This window comes from Pseudomonas sp. R3.Fl (assembly GCF_023516765.1).
Lineage (GTDB): Bacteria > Pseudomonadota > Gammaproteobacteria > Pseudomonadales > Pseudomonadaceae > Pseudomonas > Pseudomonas citronellolis.
Genome location: NZ_JAMGSO010000001.1, coordinates 4,529,639 through 4,547,992 on the forward strand (window position 1 = coordinate 4,529,639; position 18,354 = coordinate 4,547,992).

17 protein-coding genes are annotated in these 18,354 nt (G+C 68.4%); 6 read left to right on the forward strand and 11 right to left on the reverse strand.

Annotated features, from left to right (window positions below; translation table 11 throughout):
- The first annotated feature begins 10 nt into the window (after window positions 1-10).
- From M8R19_RS19890 to M8R19_RS19900, 3 genes are all read left to right on the forward strand, one after another.
- Entirely contained in the window at window positions 11-2,035 is a 2,025-nt protein-coding gene (locus tag M8R19_RS19890) for an OPT family oligopeptide transporter (RefSeq protein ID WP_116424331.1), read from the forward strand.
- A 68-nt stretch (window positions 2,036-2,103) separates the two neighbouring features.
- Complete coding sequence (locus M8R19_RS19895) at window positions 2,104-2,319, forward strand: ribbon-helix-helix domain-containing protein (RefSeq protein WP_009613188.1); 216 nt, start codon at window positions 2,104-2,106, stop codon at window positions 2,317-2,319.
- Complete coding sequence (locus M8R19_RS19900; protein WP_058073004.1) at window positions 2,313-2,678, forward strand: type II toxin-antitoxin system VapC family toxin; 366 nt, start codon at window positions 2,313-2,315, stop codon at window positions 2,676-2,678. The genes M8R19_RS19895 and M8R19_RS19900 overlap by 7 nt, the downstream gene beginning before the upstream one ends.
- Here the strand turns inward: M8R19_RS19900 and M8R19_RS19905 are convergent.
- The 10 genes from M8R19_RS19905 to M8R19_RS19950 all read right to left on the reverse strand — a co-directional run bounded on the left by M8R19_RS19905 (window position 2,666) and on the right by M8R19_RS19950 (window position 13,567).
- Window positions 2,666-3,391 carry a DUF6796 family protein gene (locus tag M8R19_RS19905; protein ID WP_074982893.1) on the reverse strand — a complete coding sequence of 242 codons (726 nt, stop codon included), beginning with the start codon at window positions 3,389-3,391 and terminating at the stop codon, window positions 2,666-2,668. The two genes, M8R19_RS19900 and M8R19_RS19905, sit on opposite strands and share 13 nt — an antisense overlap.
- Entirely contained in the window at window positions 3,388-3,570 is a 183-nt protein-coding gene (locus M8R19_RS19910) for a hypothetical protein (RefSeq protein ID WP_074982895.1), read from the reverse strand. The genes M8R19_RS19905 and M8R19_RS19910 overlap by 4 nt, the downstream gene beginning before the upstream one ends.
- A complete protein-coding gene (locus M8R19_RS19915) occupies window positions 3,567-4,715 on the reverse strand; it encodes a PepSY-associated TM helix domain-containing protein (protein WP_074982897.1) in 1,149 nt (382 codons plus the stop codon). The genes M8R19_RS19910 and M8R19_RS19915 overlap by 4 nt, the downstream gene beginning before the upstream one ends.
- 7 nt (window positions 4,716-4,722) lie before the next feature.
- The gene (locus tag M8R19_RS19920) at window positions 4,723-7,134 is read right to left on the reverse strand and encodes a TonB-dependent receptor (RefSeq protein ID WP_074982899.1); all 2,412 of its coding nucleotides are present in this window, start codon (window positions 7,132-7,134) and stop codon (window positions 4,723-4,725) included.
- 101 nt (window positions 7,135-7,235) lie between these two features.
- Window positions 7,236-8,204, reverse strand: coding sequence for a FecR domain-containing protein (locus M8R19_RS19925; protein WP_249918695.1), 969 nt, complete (start codon window positions 8,202-8,204; stop codon window positions 7,236-7,238).
- Entirely contained in the window at window positions 8,201-8,707 is a 507-nt protein-coding gene (locus tag M8R19_RS19930) for a sigma-70 family RNA polymerase sigma factor (protein WP_116424337.1), read from the reverse strand. Before M8R19_RS19930 ends, M8R19_RS19925 begins: the two co-directional genes overlap by 4 nt.
- Before the next feature lie 273 nt (window positions 8,708-8,980).
- Window positions 8,981-10,936: a choline BCCT transporter BetT gene (gene betT, locus M8R19_RS19935; protein ID WP_058073012.1), complete on the reverse strand. Its 1,956-nt coding sequence runs from the start codon at window positions 10,934-10,936 to the stop codon at window positions 8,981-8,983.
- 302 nt (window positions 10,937-11,238) lie between these two features.
- On the reverse strand, window positions 11,239-11,580 hold the full coding sequence (locus tag M8R19_RS19940; protein WP_135499954.1) for a hypothetical protein: 342 nt from the start codon (window positions 11,578-11,580) through the stop codon (window positions 11,239-11,241).
- Window positions 11,581-11,800: 220 nt separating this feature from the next.
- Complete coding sequence (locus M8R19_RS19945) at window positions 11,801-12,697, reverse strand: sigma 54-interacting transcriptional regulator (protein WP_058488314.1); 897 nt, start codon at window positions 12,695-12,697, stop codon at window positions 11,801-11,803.
- Between the two features lie 90 nt (window positions 12,698-12,787).
- A complete protein-coding gene (locus tag M8R19_RS19950; RefSeq protein ID WP_074982906.1) occupies window positions 12,788-13,567 on the reverse strand; it encodes a MetQ/NlpA family ABC transporter substrate-binding protein in 780 nt (259 codons plus the stop codon).
- Window positions 13,568-13,993: 426 nt separating this feature from the next.
- Here M8R19_RS19950 and M8R19_RS19955 point away from each other — a divergent pair, with 426 nt between their 5' ends.
- The 3 genes from M8R19_RS19955 to M8R19_RS19965 are packed head-to-tail and all read left to right on the forward strand — an operon-like array spanning window position 13,994 to window position 16,597.
- Entirely contained in the window at window positions 13,994-15,430 is a 1,437-nt protein-coding gene (locus M8R19_RS19955) for a cytochrome ubiquinol oxidase subunit I (RefSeq protein WP_249918696.1), read from the forward strand.
- Between the two features lie 2 nt (window positions 15,431-15,432).
- Window positions 15,433-16,440 (forward strand): cytochrome d ubiquinol oxidase subunit II, encoded by a 1,008-nt coding sequence (gene cydB, locus M8R19_RS19960; RefSeq protein WP_249918697.1) that lies wholly within the window; start codon window positions 15,433-15,435, stop codon window positions 16,438-16,440.
- Window positions 16,441-16,450: 10 nt separating this feature from the next.
- A complete protein-coding gene (locus M8R19_RS19965) occupies window positions 16,451-16,597 on the forward strand; it encodes a DUF2474 domain-containing protein (RefSeq protein ID WP_009613174.1) in 147 nt (48 codons plus the stop codon).
- A 413-nt stretch (window positions 16,598-17,010) separates the two neighbouring features.
- On the opposite strand, the gene M8R19_RS19970 is transcribed toward M8R19_RS19965, so the two are convergent.
- Window positions 17,011-18,222, reverse strand: coding sequence for an MFS transporter (locus tag M8R19_RS19970; RefSeq protein ID WP_116424339.1), 1,212 nt, complete (start codon window positions 18,220-18,222; stop codon window positions 17,011-17,013).
- Window positions 18,223-18,354 lie beyond the last annotated feature (132 nt).

Here is an 18,354-nt window from a genome sequence, read left to right on the forward strand (position 1 = left end):
ACTTCCTTCCATGCTCGAACGGATTCCGGACGAATCGAACCTGGCCGAACTGACCCTGCGCGGGCTCATCCTCGGCGCCCTCATCACCGTCGTCTTCACCGCCTCCAACGTCTACCTGGGCCTGAAGGTGGGGCTGACGTTCGCCTCCTCGATCCCCGCCGCGGTGATCTCCATGGCGGTGCTGCGCTACTTCTCCGGCTCGAACATCCTGGAGAACAACATGGTGCAGACCCAGGCCTCGGCCGCCGGCACCCTGTCGTCGATCATCTTCATCCTCCCGGGGCTGCTGATGATCGGCTACTGGGCCGGCTTCCCGTTCTGGCAGACCGCGGCCATCTGCTCCATCGGCGGCATCCTCGGGGTGCTCTACACCATCCCGCTGCGCCGGGTGATGGTGGTGCAGAGCAGCCTGCCGTACCCCGAGGGCGTGGCGGCGGCGGAAATCCTGCGTGTCGGCAGCCATGACGAGGAACACCCGCAGGCCGGCGACGGCAGCAAGCCGGGCCTGCGCGACATCCTCGCCGGCGGCCTGGTGGCGGCGCTGTTCAGCCTGTTCAGCAGCGGCTTCAAGCTGCTGGCCGAGGGCTTCAGTTTCTGGATCAGCGCCGGCCAGGCGGCGTTCCGCCTGTCCACCGGCTTCTCCCTGGCGCTGGTCGGCGCCGGCTACCTGATGGGCATCACCGCCGGCATCGCCATCCTCATCGGCGTGGTGATCGCCTGGGGCGTGGCGGTGCCGCTGCTCACCGTGAACAGCACCCTGGCTGCCGGGCAGAGCCTGCCGGAGCTGGCCAGCAAGCTGTGGAGCAGCCAGGTACGCTTCCTTGGCGCCGGCACCATCGGCGTGGCCGCGCTCTGGACCCTGGCCACCCTGTTCAAGCCCATGGTGCAGGGCGTCTGGGCCTCGCTCAGCGCCATCAGCGGGCGCGCCGAGGCCAGCGACCTGCGCACCGAGCGCGACATGCCGGCGGCCTGGATCCTGGCCATCGCCGCCGTGCTGCTGGTGGCGCTGTTCGTGGTCTTCGCCTACTTCCTCGGCCAGGCCGCGCCGGACCTCGCCGGCTTCGCCTTCTGGGGCCTGGTGGCCACCTGCGTGGTGTTCGCCTTCTTCTTCGGCTTCCTGATCGCCGCCGCCTGCGGCTACATGGCCGGCCTGGTGGGTTCCTCCAGCAGCCCGATCTCCGGCATCGGCATCATCGCGGTGATCCTGGTGTCGCTGCTGATCCTCGGCGTCGGCTCGCTGGAGACCGGCTTCCTGGCCCGCGAGGGCGGCAAGCTGGCGATCGCCCTGGCGCTGTTCACCACCGCCGTGGTGCTGGCCATCGCCGCCATCTCCAACGACAACCTGCAGGACCTCAAGACCGGCTACCTGGTCGGCGCCACGCCCTGGCGCCAGCAGGTGGCGCTGATCGTCGGCTGCCTGGTGGGCGCGCTGGTGATCCCGCCGGTGCTGGAGCTGCTGTACAACGCCTATGGCTTCACCGGTGCCCTGCCGCGCGAGGGCATGGACCCCGGCGCGGCCCTGGCCGCGCCCCAGGCGACGTTGATGACCGCCATCGCCAGCGGGATTTTCCATAACGCGCTGAACTGGAACATGATCCTCATCGGCGTGGCCCTGGGCATCGCCCTGATCCTCGTCGACGTGCTCCTGCGCCGCACCGGCAAGGCCAGCCTGCCGGTGCTGGCCGTGGGCCTGGGCATCTACCTGCCGCCGACCATCGGCATGACCCTGGTGGTGGGCGCGGTGCTCGCCTGGCTGCTGGAAAGCACGCTGAAGAAGCGCGCCCAGGCCGCCGGGGTGAACGAGGACAAGTACGCCGACCTGCCGCGCCGCCGCGGCGTGCTGCTGGCTTCGGGGCTGATCGTCGGCGAGAGCCTGATGGGCATCCTGCTCGCCGCGCTGATCGGCACCAGCGGCAAGGACGCGCCCCTGGCGCTGGTCGGCGCCGGCTTCGAGGACACCGCGCAGTGGTTGGGGTTGCTGGTGTTCGTGGTGGTCTGCGTGCTGTTCCACCGCCAGGTGCTGGGCAAACGCTGATACAAACGCAGGCTTGGTCGATCAGGGATGTGTGATATATGTTATCGATATCACATATGGAGGACGCCATGCGTACCCTGGTCGACATCCCTGCCGAACACCTCGAAGCGCTCAATGCCCTGGGCGAGCAACAGCAGCAATCGCGCGCCGCGCTGATCCGCGAGGCGGTCGCCGAGTACCTGGTCCGGCACCGCCGGCAGGATGCCGAGGCCGCCTTCGGCCTGTGGAACGGCAGCGCCGGCGACGGCCTGGCCTACCAGGAGAAGGTGCGCGAGGAATGGTGAAGGCGCTGTTCGACACCAACATCCTCATCGACTACCTAAACGGCCACGAACAGGCCCGCGACGAGTTGCGCCGCTACGATGACCCCGCCATCAGCATCGTCACCTGGATGGAGGTGATGATCGGCGCCACGCCCGCCACCGCCGCGGCCACCCGCGCCTTCCTCGACAGCTTCGCCCTGGTGCCGCTCGACGCGTCCGTCGCCGAGCGCGCCGTGGCGGTGCGCCAGGCGCTGCGGGTGAAGCTGCCGGACGCCATCATCAAGGCCAGCGCCGAGGTGCAGGGGCGCCTGCTGGTCACCCGCAACACCAGGGACTTCCCCGTCGACGACGCCGGCGTGCGCCTGCCCTACCGGCTCTGAGCCCCGCGCCGGGCGAACCACAGGCTGGAGAAGGCGTAGGCGACGAACCAGCCGATGTTGATGCCGGCGCCGCGCAGCCAGGTGCCCAGCGGCTCCGCCAGCACGGCGGGGGCGAAGTGGCCCAGCACCCCCAGGCTCAGCGGGTTGAGCAGCAGCGCGCTGCTGCGCGGCAGGCGCGTGCGCCCGCAGGCGATGGCCAGGGTGAGCACGGCCAGCCCGGCCACCAGGCCGCCCACCGCCGCCACCCAGGCGATCATCAGCAGGCGGTGGAACTGCTCGCCCAGCGCCAGCAGCGCCGGATGGGCGTCCGCCGGCACCAGCAGGAGGGTCTTGTAGACCATCCCCAGGTGGTAGAAGGCGGCGTGCCCCAGCGGCGAGTAGGCGTTGCCGCAGACCAGCAGGGCGAACAGCGTCCAGGCCATCCAGCCCCGGCCGCGGGCGACCAGGAACCAGTGCCAGGCGCCGAGCAGGTACAGCGGCATGGCCAGCACTGCCACCAGGGCGCCGAAGGCCAGGCGCGGCTCGCTGTTGGGCAGCATGTAGTCCAGGCCTTCGAAGCTGATCCGCGCCAGGTAGTCCTGCAGCGGCGGGTAGTCGGCGAGGTTGGCCCGGGCGCCGAGCAGGCCGGCGTCGCCGATCATCCAGAACACCGCGGCCAGCAGCCCGGCGTAGCCGCACAGGCGCAGGGCGCGGTCGCTGTAGATCGGGTTCATGGCGACGGCCTGCGGGCGCGGGCCAGCGCCGCCAGGATCACCACCAGGGGAACGCCCAGGGCGAACCAGGACAGCGCGTCCCAGGGGCCGTCGCCGACCAGCGCGGAAATCAGCCCTACCAGGCTGAGCACGGCCAGCGCCAGGGGCCAGCGGAACACCATCCACAGGTTGCGCTTCATGCCTCGCCCTCCGCGGCCAGGTGCCCGGCCTGCAGGTCGGCCAGGCGTTTCTCCATGGTCTTGCGCCGCGCGAACCACAGGTACAGGCCGCTGCCGAGGACGACGATGGCCACCAGGTCGAGCAGCGTCCAGACGATCTTCAGCGGCAGCCCGCCGTAGTCGCCGAAGTGCAGCGGCTGCGAGAGGAACAGCGTCTTCACGTACAGCGGCATCTCGCGGATGTCGGTCAGCTCGCCGGTCTGCGCGTCCACCAGGGCCGGCTTGAGCAGGCGCTTGGTCAGCGGCGTGGCGCCGTGCATGAACACCGCGTAGTGGTGCTGGCTGCTGAACTGGGTGCCGGGGAAGCCGATGAAGCTCATGGTCATGTCCGGCGCCGCCGCCTGGGCGGTCTGCAGCGCCTTGTGCAGCGAGCCGTTGTCGGCCATGGGCGGCGCGTCGCGGTAGGGCGCGGTCATGTCGGCCAGCTGGTCGCTGCGCCAGAGCATGAGGATCGGCAGCGCCAGGGTGTTGATCACCCCGGTGGCGCCCACCACCAGCACCCAGGCCAGGGTGACGATGCCCAGCATGTTGTGCAGGTCCAGCCACTTCACCCGGCGGCTACGTCTGGTGCGCACCGCGGCGAAGTCGAGCTTGCGCATGAAGGGCGTGTAGACCACCACCCCGGATACCAGCGAGGCCACCAGCAGCAGCCCCATGAAGCCGAGGAACAGGTAGCCGGGCAGGCCCATGAACAGGTCGGTGTGCAGCTTGAGCATCAGGTACATGAAGCCGCCGGGCGGCGGCTCCGGGTCGAAGAACTCGCCGGTGCGCGCGTCGAACGGCTGCACGTGGCCGATCTCCGGCGGCGGCACCAGGCTGGGCGCGGTGATCACCGCGCCCAGCGGCTCGTCGGGGTCGAACACCACGAAGCGCACCACCTCGCCCGGGCGCGCGGCCAGGGCGCGGGCCACCACGTCGTCGTAGTCGATGCGCGGCGACTCGGCGGTCAGCGGCTTGAGCTCCGGGTGCGGTTCCAGGTAGTGCTCGATCTCCTCGTGGAAGATCAGCGGCAGGCCGGTCAGGCACAGCAGCAGGAGGAACAGCGTGGACACCAGGCTGGTCCACTTGTGCACCAGGTACCAGGTGCGCAGGGCTTTCGCGGTCATGGGCGCCTCAGAAGTCCGCGGTCAGCGACAGCGACAGGGTGCGCGGCGAGCTGACGGTCATGTAGCCGTTGGACGCGGTCCAGTAGTCCTTGGCCAGCAGGTTCTCAAGGTTGGCCCGCGCCACCAGCGGCTTGCCGGCGACCTGGAAGGCATAGCTGGCGCCGACGTCGACGCGGTTCCAGTGCGGGACCTTGAGGTCGTTGGTGGTGTCCAGGTAGGCCGCGCCGGTGTAGATCCAGCGGCCGTCGAGGGTCAGTCCCTGGACGAACGGGGTGTCCCAGCTCAGCCCCAGGTTGGCCTGGCGCCGCGGCACGCCGGGGGCGTCCTGGCCTTCGCTGGCGGGGTTGGCGGTCTTGCTCTGCTCGGCCTTGATGTAGGTGGCGCCGGCCAGCACGCGCAGGTCGTCGGTCAGTTCGCCGAACAGGCTCAGCTCGATGCCGCGGTTGCGTTGCTCGCCGTCGGCGCGGAACACGTTGTCGGCGTCGAGGAAGGCGTTGGGCTTCTTGATCTCGAACAGCGCCAGGGTGGTGGTGAAGCTGCCCAGTTCGTACTTGGCGCCGACCTCGTACTGCTCGGCCTTGTACGGCGCCAGCGCCTGGCCGGCGTTGGCCGCGGTGGAGGGCGGGGTGTCGCCCTGGCTCAGGCCCTGGATGTAGTTGGCGTACAGCGACAGCTCGTCCAGCGGCTTGACCAGCAGGCTGAACATCGGCGTCCAGGCGTGCTCGTCGTACTTGTTGGTGCGCGCCCCGCTGGACGGGTCGTAGTCCTTGGACTGCACCGTCTGCCGGCGCACGCCGGCGGTGAACTGCACGCGCTCGTCGAGGATCGACAGCTTGTCGGCCAGGGCCACGCCGGAAAGGTCGGTTTCGTTGGTCTTGGGGATGCCGCCGTCGAGGCTGGAGAAGTCCGGGATCGGCGTGTGCGGCGAGGTCTCGTAGAGGCTGCCCGGCTGCATGCCGGTGAACACGTAGACCATGCCCACGCGCTCGTGCAGGCGGTTGGCGCTGAAGGTCCAGTCGTGGCGCACCGGGCCGGTGTCGAAGTCGCCGCGCAGGCCGGCCTCGCCGGAGTAGGTGCGGCGGTCGGCGCGCTGGCGCGCCAGGCCGTTGATGATGTCGCCCTGGTTGCCGTTGAGGATGCTGTTGGCGGCGATGGTCTCGTAGTTGCTCTGCCGTCCGCCGATGCTGGCGAAGGCGGTGAGGTGGTCGCTGAGGTCGTACTCGCCGCGGTTGACCATGGAGTAGTCCTCCTGGTCCAGGTAGGAATCGCGCAGGCCGAAGCGCGTCTTGGAGTCCGGCGCGTGGGGGATGCTGGTGGCGGTGCCGGTGATCACCGGGCGCACCACGCCTTCCAGGCTTTCCTTCTGGTACAGCAGGTCGCTGGACAGGCGCAGGCGCTCGCCGCGGAAGTCCAGGGCCAGGGACATCAGCGGGAACTCGCGGCTCTGGTGGTCGATGGCGGTGTCGCCGTTGCGGTACACGCCGTTGAAGCGCACGCCGAAGGCGTTGCCCTCGCCGAAGCGGCGGCCGATGTCCAGGTGCGTGCCGACCTGCGAGCGGTCGGTCCAGTCCAGGCTGACGCGGGTCAGCGGCTGGTCCTCGGCGCGCTTGGGCACCAGGTTGATGGTGCCGCCGACGCTGCCGCCGGGGGACATGCCGCCGAGCAGGGCGGTGGGGCCCTTGAGCACTTCGACGCGCTCGGCGAACTCGATCGGCACCCGCCAGTAGGGCAGCACGCCGTACAGGCCGTTGAGGGCGACGTCGGCGTTGTTCACGTTGAAGCCGCGGATGACGTAGGTGTCCACCAGGTCGCCGCGGCCGCCGACCACCCGCACCGACGGGTCGTTGGCCACCAGCAGGTCGGCGACGCTGCGCGCCTGCTGCGCCTCGATGGTCTGCGCGGTGTAGCTGGTGACGCTGAAGGGCGTGTCCATGAGGTCGGCGTTGCCCAGCATGCCCAGGCGCGCGCCGCTGGCCACCTGGCCGCCGGCATAGGCGGGCGGCAGCGTCTCGGCGCCGAGGCTGGCGGTGATGGTGCTGGCCGACAGCGCCACGGCGCCGTCGGTGGGCAGCGGCCGCAGCACGTAGCTGCCGTTGGCCTGGGGCTCGGCTTCCAGGCCGCTGCCGGCGAGCAGCGCGCTGAAGCCGCCGGTGACGTCGTAGCTGCCGTGCAGGCCGCTGGACTGGCGGCCGCGCAGTTGCGCGGCGTCGAACGACAGGGCCACCCCGGCGGCGCTGGCGAAGCGCCCGAGCACCTCGGCCAGCGGGCCGGCGGCGATGTCGTAGCGCGCGGCTTCCGCGGCCTGGGTCGTGGTGGCGGCGAGCGCGCCGGCGCCCAGGGCCAGGGCGATGGCCAGGGCCAGCGGTTTGTGCAACGAGCGGCTGCCGGTGGTCGGCGCCGGGGTGGTGTAGCGGTTCATGCAAGCTCCCCCAAGTTGGGCCAGATGGCCCGGAATAAGAGGGGGCCGGGCGAGGGCGGAAAAAAGTGCAAGGGCGGGCGGATTTTTTTCGCCCCCGGCGTTCAGGCGCGTGGCTGCACGCTGATCCAGAAGCGCGTATGGCGCACGATGCGCAGGTCGAAGCCGGATTCCAGGGCGGCCAGGGCCAGGTCGGTGTCGCCGATGGGGAAGTTGCCGGAGACCTTCAGGCCGGCCACCCGCGGGTCGCAGTGCAGCACGCCGCTGCGGTAGCGCGAGAGTTCCTCCAGCAGCTCGCCCAGCGGGCGGTCCACGGCGATCAGGCTGCCGGCCAGCCAGGCCGCGGTGTTGGCGTCGTTGTGCCGCAGTTGGCCGAGTTCCAGCGCGTCGAGGTCGAGCTGCTCGCCGCCGTGCAGGATGCGGCTGCGCTGCGGCGCGGCCTGGGGGCGGACTTCCACGGCCTTGTCGAGCACGGCGACGCGGGTGCGGCCGTCGAGCAGGCGCACGCTGAAGCGGGTGCCCAGGGCGAGGATGCGCCCCTGGGGCGTCTCCACGCGGAAGGGCCGCGCGCTGCCGCTGGGGTCCGGCGCGGTGCTGACGAAGATTTCCCCGCGCAACAGGCGCAGCAGGCGTTGTCGGGGGTCGAAGAGCACGTCCACCGCGCTGTCGGTGTTGAGCGTCAGCGAGGAGCCGTCGGCCAGGGTGACTTCGCGGCGTTCGCCCACCGCGCTGCGGTAGTCGGCCAGCCAGGCCTGCCAGGGCGTGTCGCGCCAGGCGAGCCAGGCCAGCGGCAGGCCCAGGGCGAGGCTGCCCAGGCCGCCGAGCATCTGCCGGCGCGACAGCGCGCGGGCGCCCAGCGTCGGTCCGGCCAGTTGCCCCGGCACCCGGGCGAATTGCTGGCGCACCTGTTCCACCCGGGCCCAGGCGTGCTGGTGTTCGGCGCTGGCGGCGTACCAGTGCTGCCAGGCGTTGCGGTCGGCATCGCTGGCCTGGCCGGAGTAGAGGCGCGCGTACCACTGGGCGGCGGCGCGGATGGCCTGGCGCTCGGTCTCGCTGGGAGTGGCGGTGCTCATGGCAGCATCAGGCAGCAGTGTTCCATGGCCTTGGCCATGTGGTTGTTCACCGTGCGCAGGGAAATGCCCTGGCGCTCGGCGATCTCGGCATAGGTCAGGCCTTCCACCTGGGCCAGCAGGAAGCTGCGCTTGACCTTGGCGCCCAGGCCGTCGAGCAGGCGGTCGATCTCCATCAGCGCCTCGAACAGCAGGGCCTGGGTCTCCGGCGAGGGCTGCTCGTCTTCCGGCAGGCTGGCCAGGGCTTCCAGGTAGGCCTGTTCCAGCGCGCGGCGGCGGAAGTGGTCGACCATCAGGCCGCGGGCGACGGTGGCCAGGTAGTCGCGCGGCTCGCGGATTTCGCCGGCGTTGCGCGCGCGCAGCACGCGGACGAAGGTGTCCTGGGCCAGGTCGGCGGCATCGCAGGCATTGCCCAGGCGGCGCCGCAGCCAGCCGTGCAGCCAGCCGTGGTGCTCGCTGTAGAGGTCGCGCAGGGCGTGCTGTGGGTCGAGGACGGTAGCCGACATGGGAATGGCCTGGAAAAAGAATGGCCAATGATAATCACTATCAATTGCCTATTTCCAGGCCTCCCTTGGTCGTGCCCAGAATCTGTCTACGATCTCGCGAGCTAGAGCAGAACAAGGCGCAACGACCAACGGGAGTAACAGCCGAAGGCTGGCCCGAAGGGCGAGCGCAGCGAGTCAGACAGGCGAGGAAGCGGAGTTTAGGCCGCTAAATGAGCATTCCTCGCCTGTTTTCAACGCAGTTATGCCGACGCGCAGCAGATCGTAGGCAGGTTCTCAGCGGACCAGATGCAGGAACTGCAGGTGCCGCTCGTACTGGTCGAGCATGTCGTTGATGATCTGCTCCTTGCCGTAGCCCATCAGGTCGTAGTCCTGGCTGCCCTCGGCCAGGTGCACCTCGGCGCGGAAGTAGCGGCGGTTCTTCAGGTGCAGGCCGCCCATGCCGGCGCGGGCGAAGGACGGCGTGAAGTAGCCGCGCATCGATACCTGGTAGTAGAACGGGTGCTGCTCGCCGTGGCCGATCTCCAGGCTCAGTTCCAGGTTGCCCGGGTCGAGGTCGGCGTCCACCTGCAGGCCCTTGTCGCGGAACACCTCCGCCACCTCGGCCATCGCCGGGCTGACCACGTCCGCCAGGAAGCGGTACACCTCGTCGCGGGTGGGGAAGTGCACCGCCTGGGAGATGCGCCGCTTCCAGCCACCGGCCTTGGCCGCCAGCGGCGGCGCCAGGGAGTGGCTGCGCGCGCGCTGGCGCTGGGATTCGAGGTAGAAGGCCTTGTGCAGGCCCCACATCATCAGCAGCAGGATCAGCGAAAAGGGCAGCGAGGTGAGCACCACCGCCGACTTCAGCGCATCGATGCTGCCGGCGAACAGCAGGCCGCCGGTGACCAGCGCGGTGGCCAGGCCCCAGAACACCCGCAGCCACTTCGGCCCGTCGTCGTCGGCGCTGCCGCCACGGGCGGAGAGGGTGGAGAGCACCACGGTGCCGGAGTCGGCCGAGGTGACGAAGAATACGAAGCTGACCAGCACGGTCACGGCGATCAGCGCGCGGCTGCCGGGGTAGTCCTGCAGCAGTTGGTAGAGCGCCATCTGCGGCTCCGCCACGGCCACCCGGCCGAGTTCGACGGCGCCGTGGTTGAGCACCTGGTCCAGGGCGCTGTTGCCGAAGATCGACATCCACGCCAGGGTGAAGCCCAGGGGGATGAACAGCACGCCGAAGACGAATTCGCGGATGGTCCGCCCGCGGGAGATGCGCGCGATGAACAGGCCGACGAAGGGCGCCCAGGCGATCCACCAGGCCCAGTAGAACACCGTCCAGCCGCCCAGCCAGTCGCCGCCCTCGCCATAGGCGTAGAGGTCGAAGCTCTTGGTCGGCAGCGCGCCCAGGTAGTCGCCGATGTTCTGCACCAGGGTGTTGAGCAGGTGCTGGGTGGGCCCGGCGAACAGCACGAACAGCAGCAGGCCGCAGGCCAGCAGCATGTTGATGTCGGACAGCAGGCGGATGCCCTTGTCCACGCCGGACACCGCCACGGCGATGGCCGCGCCCATCATCAGGGCGATCAGCGTCATCTGCACCGGGTGGCTGTGGGCCACGCCGAACAGGTAGTCGAGCCCGGCGTTGAGCTGCAGTACGCCGAAGCCCATGTCCGCGCCCAGGCCGAACACGGTGGCGACGATGCCGAAGCAGTCCACGGTGTAGCCGATGGGCCCGTTGATGCGCTTGCCGATCAGCGGGTACAGCGCCGAGCGCAGCGCCAGCGGCAGGTTGTGGCGGTAGGCGAAGTAGGCCAGGGCCATGGCCACCAGGGCGAACACGCCCCAGCCGTGCAGGCCCCAGTGCAGGAACAGCAGCTGCATGGCCTGGCGCGCGGCCTCGGCGCCGCCGGCTGCGCCCTGGGGCGGCTGCAGGAAGTGCGTCAGCGGCTCGGACACGCAGAAGAAGAACAGGGTGATGCTGATGCCCGCGGCGAACAGCATGCCGGCCCAGGACAGGTAGCTGAATTCCGGCTCGTCGTGGTCGGCACCGAGCTTGATCTTCCCGTAGCCGGAAAGCGCGGTGACCACCACGAAGATCAGGTACAGCGTCATCGCCAGCAGGTAGTACCAGCCGACGTTGGCGGCGGCCCAGGCCTGGGCGTCGAGCAGCCATTGGCCGGCCTCGGCGGGAAAGCCGATGACCAGGGCGACGAACAGCAGGATCAGCGCTGCCGCACCGTAGAAGACCGGTGGGTTCATGCGCATGGCGGGGGTGGGGGACGCGGTGACGGAGGGGGAGGGAACGGCGGACAAAACGGGCGGGGTTCCTCGTGTTTTTAATTGATCAACCGATCAATATAAACACGAAAGGCCGTGCCAGGGCCAATCCTCGGGACCGATGGTCCCGCCGCCGGCCCCGTGCGGGGGCCGAGCGGAGCGGGTACTGCTTTACTTGCGGCGGCGCTTCACGCGGCGGACTTCACGGCGTTCCGGATCGACCTGCTGAGGTACGTTGAGGAAAGCGGTGGCGGCGAAAAAGCTGGCAAGAGCGGCAAAGCTGGTCACGATAGTCTCCAAAGGCGCCGGGGAAATTGGGTCCCGACTGCCTGACAGCCATTTTCCCTGATCTTCATGACAAAAAGAAGTTGATGCGCCTGATGATCGGTATCGATGTGGTCGATGAGGCTGCTTTTTGCTGTAAATGTCAGAGAAATTCCTGTTTTTGACCTTTCCATCAGGATTCCCTGCTGCCGGCGGCGGGGTAGGCGAATCGTTTCACTGCGACCATTCGTCGCTTTTCGCGGACGTTCAGGGCTTAGGAGACGCTTTTTCGCGGGGGCCGAGATCCTTGCAGGAGCGCGCATGGCTTTTCGTAGGATGGTGTTGAGCGAAGCGATACCCATCAGCGCAACCGCATGGGTTTCGCAAGCTCAACCCATCCTACGAAAAGCGCCCCGGCGCGGCTTGCAAGACAGTTGCTCCTACATTGCAGGCGAGCACGGCTTCTCGTAGGAGCGAGGGGGACGCCTAGTTCTTGCTCGCGAATGAGCCCCGCAGCGGAGTCTGTTCGCGAGCAAGCTCGCTCCTACGAAGAGCAGAAGAGCAGCTCAGCGTAGCCGGCACCTACGGGAGCGGGTCCTCTTCCAGCAGCGCGCGCAACTGTTCGCGCACGCCGGGCCGGCGCAGCAGCTGGCGCAGCTCCGCCGGCGCGGCGTCGGGCAGGTTCAGGTGCTGCGGCTGGATTTCCGCTCCCGGGCTGACCAGCAGGGCGAAGTGGATGACGTTCTCCAGCTCGCGGATGTTGCCCGGCCAGGGGTAGGCCTCCAGCGCCGCCTGGGTCGCTTCGCCGATGTGCGGCACCGGCAGGTCCAGGCGCTGGGCGTGGATGCCGAGGAAGTATTCGGCCAATGGCAGGATGTCGCCGATGCGCTGGCGCAGCGGCGGCAGTTCCAGGTCGCCGTCCACCAGGTATTGCCGCAGCGGTTCGAGGAACTTGCCGGCCGCCACCGCCTGGCCCAGGTCGATGCTGGTAGCCACCACCAGGCGCACGTCCACCGGGATCGGTTCGCGGGCGCCGACGCGCAGCACTTCGCGTTCCTGCAGCACGCGCAGGAGTTTCTCCTGCAAGGCCAGCGGCAGGTCGGCGATCTCGTCCAGGTACAGGGTGCCGCCGTTGGCCGAGCCCAGCCAGCCGGCGCGGCTGCCCACCGGGCCGTTGTGGGCGCCGGGGGCGTAGCCGAACAGCTCGGCCTCGGCGAAGTTGCGGCTCAGCGCGCTGCAGCTCACCGCGACGAACAGCCCGGGGCGCTCGCTGGCGCGGTGGATGTGCCGGGCCAGCAGTTCCTTGCCGGTGCCGGTCTCGCCGCGGATCAGCACCGGCTGCAGGCCCGGGGCCAGGCGCTCGACCTCGTCGCGCACCTGGTGCGAACGCGGGTCGAAGAACACCAGCGCCTTGGCGCGGATGCTCAGCGGGCTCTTGTCGGCGTCGGGGAAGGTCAGCAGCGGTTGGGGGACTTTCATCTGCGCGATCTCGAAATGAAAACGCCGGTGCGGATGCTCACCGGCGTGGGGGATGGGCGGCGCTGCGCGGCGCCGCCGGCTGGGCATCGATCAGAAGGCGGGGATCACCGCGCCGTCGTATTTCTTCTCGATGAAGGCCTTCACTTCCGGGCTGGTAAGGGCCGCGGAGAGTTTCTTCAGCGCGTCGCTGTCCTTGTTGTCCGGGCGCGCCACCAGGTAGTTCACGTAGGGCGAGTTGCGGTCTTCGAGGATCAGGGCGTCCTTCACCGGGTTGAGCTTGGCTTCCAGGGCGTAGTTGGTGTTGATCAGGTCCAGGTCGACCTGGTCCAGCACGCGCGGCAGCAGGGCCGATTCCAGCTCCTTGAACTTCAGGTGCTTGGGGTTCTCGGCGATGTCTTTCGGCGTGGCCAGGGCGTTGTGCGGGTCCTTCAGCTTGATGACGCCGGCCTTCTGCAGCAGGAGCAGGGCGCGGCCGCTGTTGCTGCCTTCGTTGGGCAGGGCGACGGTGGCGCCGTCGGGCAGCTCGGCCAGGGACTTGTACTTCTTCGAGTAGCCGCCGAAGGGTTCGACGTGCACGCCGGTCACGGTGACCAGGTCGGTGCCCTTGCCCTTGTTGAAGTTGTCCAGGTACGGCTTGGTCTGGAAGTAGTTGGCGTCCAGGCGCTTCTCGGCCACCTGCACGTTGGGCTGCACGTAGTCGGTGAAGACCTTGATCTCCAGGTCCACCCCTTCCTTGGCCAGGGTCGGCTTGATCAGCTCGAGGATTTCCGCGTGGGGCACCGGGGTGGCGGCCACCACCAGTTTCTCGTTGGCGTTGACCGAGGCGCTGAAGGCGGCGGCGAGGGCAGTGATGAGCAGCAGTTTCTTCATGACGGTGTCCTTGTAGGGCAGCGTGCCGGGCAGGTCGCGCTCGTGGCGGCGACGCGGGCGGCGGGGGTTGGCTCCGGCGCCTCTGCGGGCGCCGTTGGAGCGAAAGCTACCGGGATTTTTTATTCCATTAAAATATTATTTATTCATTTTTATATGACTGAAATTCATATTCGGACTGAGGCAAGCTGCCGCGCGGCAACCCGCCACGGCGGCATTTTCCGGGGCCGGGGGTACCATCGACGGGCTTTCTTGAGCTGCATCAATGCACGCCCTGCTAGTCTTTGCTTGGCGTACCGCCGCGACCACAGGTCCGCCGGCCCGAACAAGAATCCGATTCCAGGATCACCGCTGAAACTGTCGGCTCCCGTGGGCCGGCGAGTTGCCCGCTGCGTGCGACGACGGGCGTCACCCTGAAGAGGAAACGTCATGTTGGGTCTTGAGGCGTTGGAACTGGCGCGTATGCAGTTCGCCTTTACCGTCTCCTTCCATATCATCTTCCCCGCCATCACCATCGGCCTGGCCAGTTACCTGGCGGTGCTCGAAGGGTTGTGGCTGAAGAGCGGCCAGGAGGTCTACCGCGACCTCTATCACTTCTGGTCGAAGATATTCGCGGTCAACTTCGGCATGGGCGTGGTCTCCGGCCTGGTGATGGCCTACCAGTTCGGCACCAACTGGAGCCACTTCTCCGCCTACGCCGGGAGCATCACCGGGCCCTTGCTGACCTACGAGGTGCTGACTGCGTTCTTCCTCGAGGCCGGCTTCCTCGGCGTGATGCTGTTCGGCTGGAACCGCGTCGGCCCGGGCCTGCACTTCTTCGCCACGGTGATGGTGGCCCTGGGCACGCTGGTGTCGACCTTCTGGATCCTCGCCTCCAACAGCTGGATGCAGACGCCGCAAGGCTTCGAGATCGTCGACGGGCGGGTGATCCCGGTGGACTGGTTCGCGGTGATCTTCAACCCGTCCTTCCCCTACCGCCTGCTGCACATGTCCATCGCCGCCTTCCTCTCCACCGCCTTCTTCGTCGGCGCCTCGGCGGCCTGGCACCTGCTGCGCGGGCGCGACAACCCGGCGATCCGCAAGATGCTTTCCATGGCCATGTGGATGGCGCTGCTGGTCGCGCCCATCCAGGCCATGATCGGCGACGCCCACGGCCTGAACACCCTGGAGCACCAGCCGGCGAAGATCGCCGCCATCGAGGGCCACTGGGACAACAGCGAAGGCGGCCCGACGCCGCTGATCCTGTTCGGCTGGCCGGACATGCAGCGCGAGGAAACCCGCTTCAAGGTCGAGATCCCGGTGCTCGGCAGCCTGATCCTGCGCCACAGCCTGACCGAGCCGATCCCGGCGCTGAAGGACTTCCCGCGCGAGGACCGGCCCAACTCCACCATCGTCTTCTGGTCGTTCCGCATCATGGCCGGCCTGGGCATGCTGATGATCCTGGTTGGCGTCTGGAGCCTGTGGCTGCGCTGGCGCGAGGGGCTGTACCGCAACCGCGCCTTCCTGCGCCTGGTGCTGTGGATGGGCCCCTCGGGGCTGCTGGCGCTGCTCGCCGGCTGGTTCACCACCGAGGTCGGCCGCCAGCCCTGGGTGGTCTACGGGCTGATGCGCACCGCCGACGGCGTGTCCAACCACAGCACCCTGCAGATGAGCCTGACCCTGGTGATGTTCGTTCTGGTGTACTTCTCGCTGTTCGGCGTGGGCATCGGCTACATGATGCGCCTGGTGCGCAAGGGCCCGGTCACCGACGAGGGCCGCGAGCACAACGAGGGCGGCGCCGGTCGCCAGCGCACCGCGGCGCGGCCGCTGTCGGCCACCGCCGAGGGCTTCGACGAGGATGACGACCATCCGGCGGGGAGGAACTGAGCATGGGTATCGACCTTCCGCTGATCTGGGCGGTGATCATCATCTTCGGCGTGATGATGTACGTGGTGATGGACGGCTTCGACCTCGGCATCGGCATGCTCTACCCGTTCTTCAAGGACGAGCGCGACCGCGACGTGATGATGAACACGGTGGCGCCGGTGTGGGACGGCAACGAGACCTGGCTGGTGCTCGGCGGCGCGGGGCTGTTCGGCGCCTTCCCGATGGCCTACTCGGTGGTGCTCTCGGCGCTGTACCTGCCGCTGGTGCTGATGCTGGTGGGGTTGATCTTCCGCGGCGTGGCCTTCGAGTTCCGCTTCAAGGCCAAGGCGCGCAAGCGGCACATCTGGGACAAGGCCTTCATCGGCGGCTCGCTGGCGGCGACCTTCTTCCAGGGCGTGGCCCTGGGCGCCTTCATCGAGGGCCTGCCGGTGGTCGACGGGCAGTACGCCGGCGGCTCGCTGGACTGGCTGGCGCCCTTCCCGCTGTTCTGCGGCCTGGGCCTGATCGTCGCCTACAGCCTGCTGGGCTGCACCTGGCTGATCATGAAGACCGAAGGCAAGCTGCAGGAGCGCATGCACGACCTGGCGCGGCCGCTGGCGCTGGTGCTGCTGGCGGTGATCGGCATCGTCAGCCTGTGGACGCCGCTGGCCCACGCCGACATAGCCCAGCGCTGGTTCAGCCTGCCCAACCTGTTCTGGTTCGCCCCGGTGCCGCTGCTGGTGCTGCTGACCTTCTACGCCCTGCTGCGCTCGGTGGCGCGCAACGACAACGCGCTGCCCTTCGTGCTCACCCTGGTGCTGATCTTCCTCGGCTACAGCGGCCTGGGCATCAGCCTGTGGCCGAACATCATCCCGCCGGGGGTGAGCATCCAGGCCGCCTCGGCGCCGCCGCAGAGCCAGGGCTTCATGCTGGTGGGCGCGCTGTTCATCATCCCCTTCATCCTCGGCTACACCGCCTGGAGCTACTACGTGTTCCGCGGCAAGGTGAAGCACGGCGATGGCTACCACTGAGGGCTCGGCGATGAAACCGCAAACCGTGAAAGCGCCACTGTACAAGCGCCTGGGCTGGCTGGTGCTGATCTGGGCGGGTAGCGTCGCCGCCCTGGGTGTGGCGGCTTGGCTGATGCGCCTGCTGATGAATGCGGCGGGGTTGGGGACGCCGCACTGAGACTCCCACTTGGGCGCCTTCGGGTGCCTGTAGCCCCCGCTTTGGCGGGGGCTTTTTTATGCGGGGGCTTTTTGGGCTTTCGGCTTTTTGGCTTTTTGGCTTTTCGTAGGAGCGAGCTTGCTCGCGAATGGCGTCTCCCTGTCGCTACAGCGCTGGGGCTGACTCCGCTCCCTCTCCCTAACCCTCTCCCTGAAGGGAGAGGGGACCGTTGGGCAGAGTCGGGCGTTCTGGAGTTAGCCGGCAGGCATGGTGTTTCCGGCGGAAACCATATCGTTCTCGGCACGGACTAGCCCCCTCTCCCTTAAGGGAGAGGGCTGGGGAGAGGGCGCTCTGCAACCCAGACCGCAAAGTCGCCGGGAAGCTCTGTTCGCGAGCAAGCTCGCTCCTACGAAGAGCGAAGAGCGAAGAGCGCTTCAGTGCAACTTGTCCCGCTGCGCCAACGTCGGAAACAGCTTCATCCACGCCCCGGTAACGATCAGCGTGCCCACGCCGCCGATGACCACCGCCGGCACCGTGCCGAACCAGTGCGCTGTCAGCCCCGACTCGAACTCGCCGAGCTGGTTGCTGGCGCCGATGAACAGCCCGTTCACCGCGCTGACGCGGCCGCGCATCTCGTCCGGGGTCTCCAGCTGCACGAAGGCGCCGCGGATCACCATGCTGATCATGTCCGCCGCGCCCAGCACCACCAGCACGCCCAGGGACAGCCAGAAGGACGTGGACAGGCCGAAGGCGATGGTCGCCACGCCGAAGATGCCCACCGCCAGGAACATGATGCGCCCGACGTTGCGCTCGATGGGGAAGCGCGCCAGCCAGAACGACATCAGCAGCGCGCCCACCGCCGGCGCCGAGCGCAGCAGGCCCAGGCCCCAGGGGCCGGTGAGCAGGATGTCCTTGGCGAACACCGGCAGCAGCGCGGTGGCGCCGCCCAGCAGCACGGCGAACAGGTCCAGGGAGATGGCGCCGAAGATGTCCGGGCGGCTGCGGATGAAATGGATGCCGGCCATCAGCGACTGCAGGCTGGCCTTGCCCTGGATGCTGTTCTGCCGGCGCGCCTGCAGGCTCAGCGACAGCGCGCAGGCCATGAAATAGAGCAGCGTGGTCGGCGCGTACACCCAGAAGGCGCCGAAGGCGTAGAGCAGGCCGCCCAGGGCCGGCGCGGCGATGGTCGCCGCCTGCATGGCCGAGGCCGAGGCGGCCACCGCGCGGGGGAAGAGGGCGCTGGGCACGATGTTCGGCAGCAGCGCCTGGGTGGTCGGCATCTCGAAGGAACGCGCGCTGCCGAGCAGGAAGGCCAGCACGAAGATCATCTCGCGGGTCACGTTGCCGGTGCTGGCGCCCAGCACCAGGGCCAGCGCCACCAGGCCCTGGGCCACCTGGCACAGGGCGGCGACCTTGCGCCGGTCGTAGCGGTCGGCGACGTGCCCGGTGTGCAGCATGAACAGCACCCGCGGCAGGAACTCCACCAGGCCCACCAGGCCGAGGTCGAGCACATTGTGGGTCAGCTCGTACATGTGCCAGCCGATGGCCACGGTGAGCATCTGGAAGCCACTGGCGGTGCACACGCGGGCGAGCCAGAAGGCGAGGAAGGGACGGTGGCGGAGCAGCGAGGTGGCTTCGGCGGACATGGTGCGCGGACGACTGGTTAGGGAGCTAAGCAAAGGCCGGTGAGCGTAGCACGCCGTAACAAATTCGGTAGGCATTTTCCTTCAGACGAGTGGACGGCCACGGCGCATTCGGTTCGCTGACCGCCCTGCTTA

What these genes read in the sequence shown, in the direction of transcription:
- M8R19_RS19890 (WP_116424331.1), top strand. Translation starts at nt 11, where the DNA reads ATGCTCGAACGGATTCCGGACGAATCGAACCTGGCCGAACTGACCCTG.
- M8R19_RS19895 (WP_009613188.1), top strand. Translation starts at nt 2,104, where the DNA reads ATGCGTACCCTGGTCGACATCCCTGCCGAACACCTCGAAGCGCTCAAT.
- M8R19_RS19900 (WP_058073004.1), top strand. Translation starts at nt 2,313, where the DNA reads ATGGTGAAGGCGCTGTTCGACACCAACATCCTCATCGACTACCTAAAC.
- M8R19_RS19905 (WP_074982893.1), bottom strand. Translation starts at nt 3,391, where the DNA reads ATGAACCCGATCTACAGCGACCGCGCCCTGCGCCTGTGCGGCTACGCC.
- M8R19_RS19910 (WP_074982895.1), bottom strand. Translation starts at nt 3,570, where the DNA reads ATGAAGCGCAACCTGTGGATGGTGTTCCGCTGGCCCCTGGCGCTGGCC.
- M8R19_RS19915 (WP_074982897.1), bottom strand. Translation starts at nt 4,715, where the DNA reads ATGACCGCGAAAGCCCTGCGCACCTGGTACCTGGTGCACAAGTGGACC.
- M8R19_RS19920 (WP_074982899.1), bottom strand. Translation starts at nt 7,134, where the DNA reads ATGAACCGCTACACCACCCCGGCGCCGACCACCGGCAGCCGCTCGTTG.
- M8R19_RS19925 (WP_249918695.1), bottom strand. Translation starts at nt 8,204, where the DNA reads ATGAGCACCGCCACTCCCAGCGAGACCGAGCGCCAGGCCATCCGCGCC.
- M8R19_RS19930 (WP_116424337.1), bottom strand. Translation starts at nt 8,707, where the DNA reads ATGTCGGCTACCGTCCTCGACCCACAGCACGCCCTGCGCGACCTCTAC.
- betT (WP_058073012.1), bottom strand. Translation starts at nt 10,936, where the DNA reads ATGAACCCACCGGTCTTCTACGGTGCGGCAGCGCTGATCCTGCTGTTC.
- M8R19_RS19940 (WP_135499954.1), bottom strand. Translation starts at nt 11,580, where the DNA reads ATGGGTATCGCTTCGCTCAACACCATCCTACGAAAAGCCATGCGCGCT.
- M8R19_RS19945 (WP_058488314.1), bottom strand. Translation starts at nt 12,697, where the DNA reads ATGAAAGTCCCCCAACCGCTGCTGACCTTCCCCGACGCCGACAAGAGC.
- M8R19_RS19950 (WP_074982906.1), bottom strand. Translation starts at nt 13,567, where the DNA reads ATGAAGAAACTGCTGCTCATCACTGCCCTCGCCGCCGCCTTCAGCGCC.
- M8R19_RS19955 (WP_249918696.1), top strand. Translation starts at nt 13,994, where the DNA reads ATGTTGGGTCTTGAGGCGTTGGAACTGGCGCGTATGCAGTTCGCCTTT.
- cydB (WP_249918697.1), top strand. Translation starts at nt 15,433, where the DNA reads ATGGGTATCGACCTTCCGCTGATCTGGGCGGTGATCATCATCTTCGGC.
- M8R19_RS19965 (WP_009613174.1), top strand. Translation starts at nt 16,451, where the DNA reads ATGAAACCGCAAACCGTGAAAGCGCCACTGTACAAGCGCCTGGGCTGG.
- M8R19_RS19970 (WP_116424339.1), bottom strand. Translation starts at nt 18,222, where the DNA reads ATGTCCGCCGAAGCCACCTCGCTGCTCCGCCACCGTCCCTTCCTCGCC.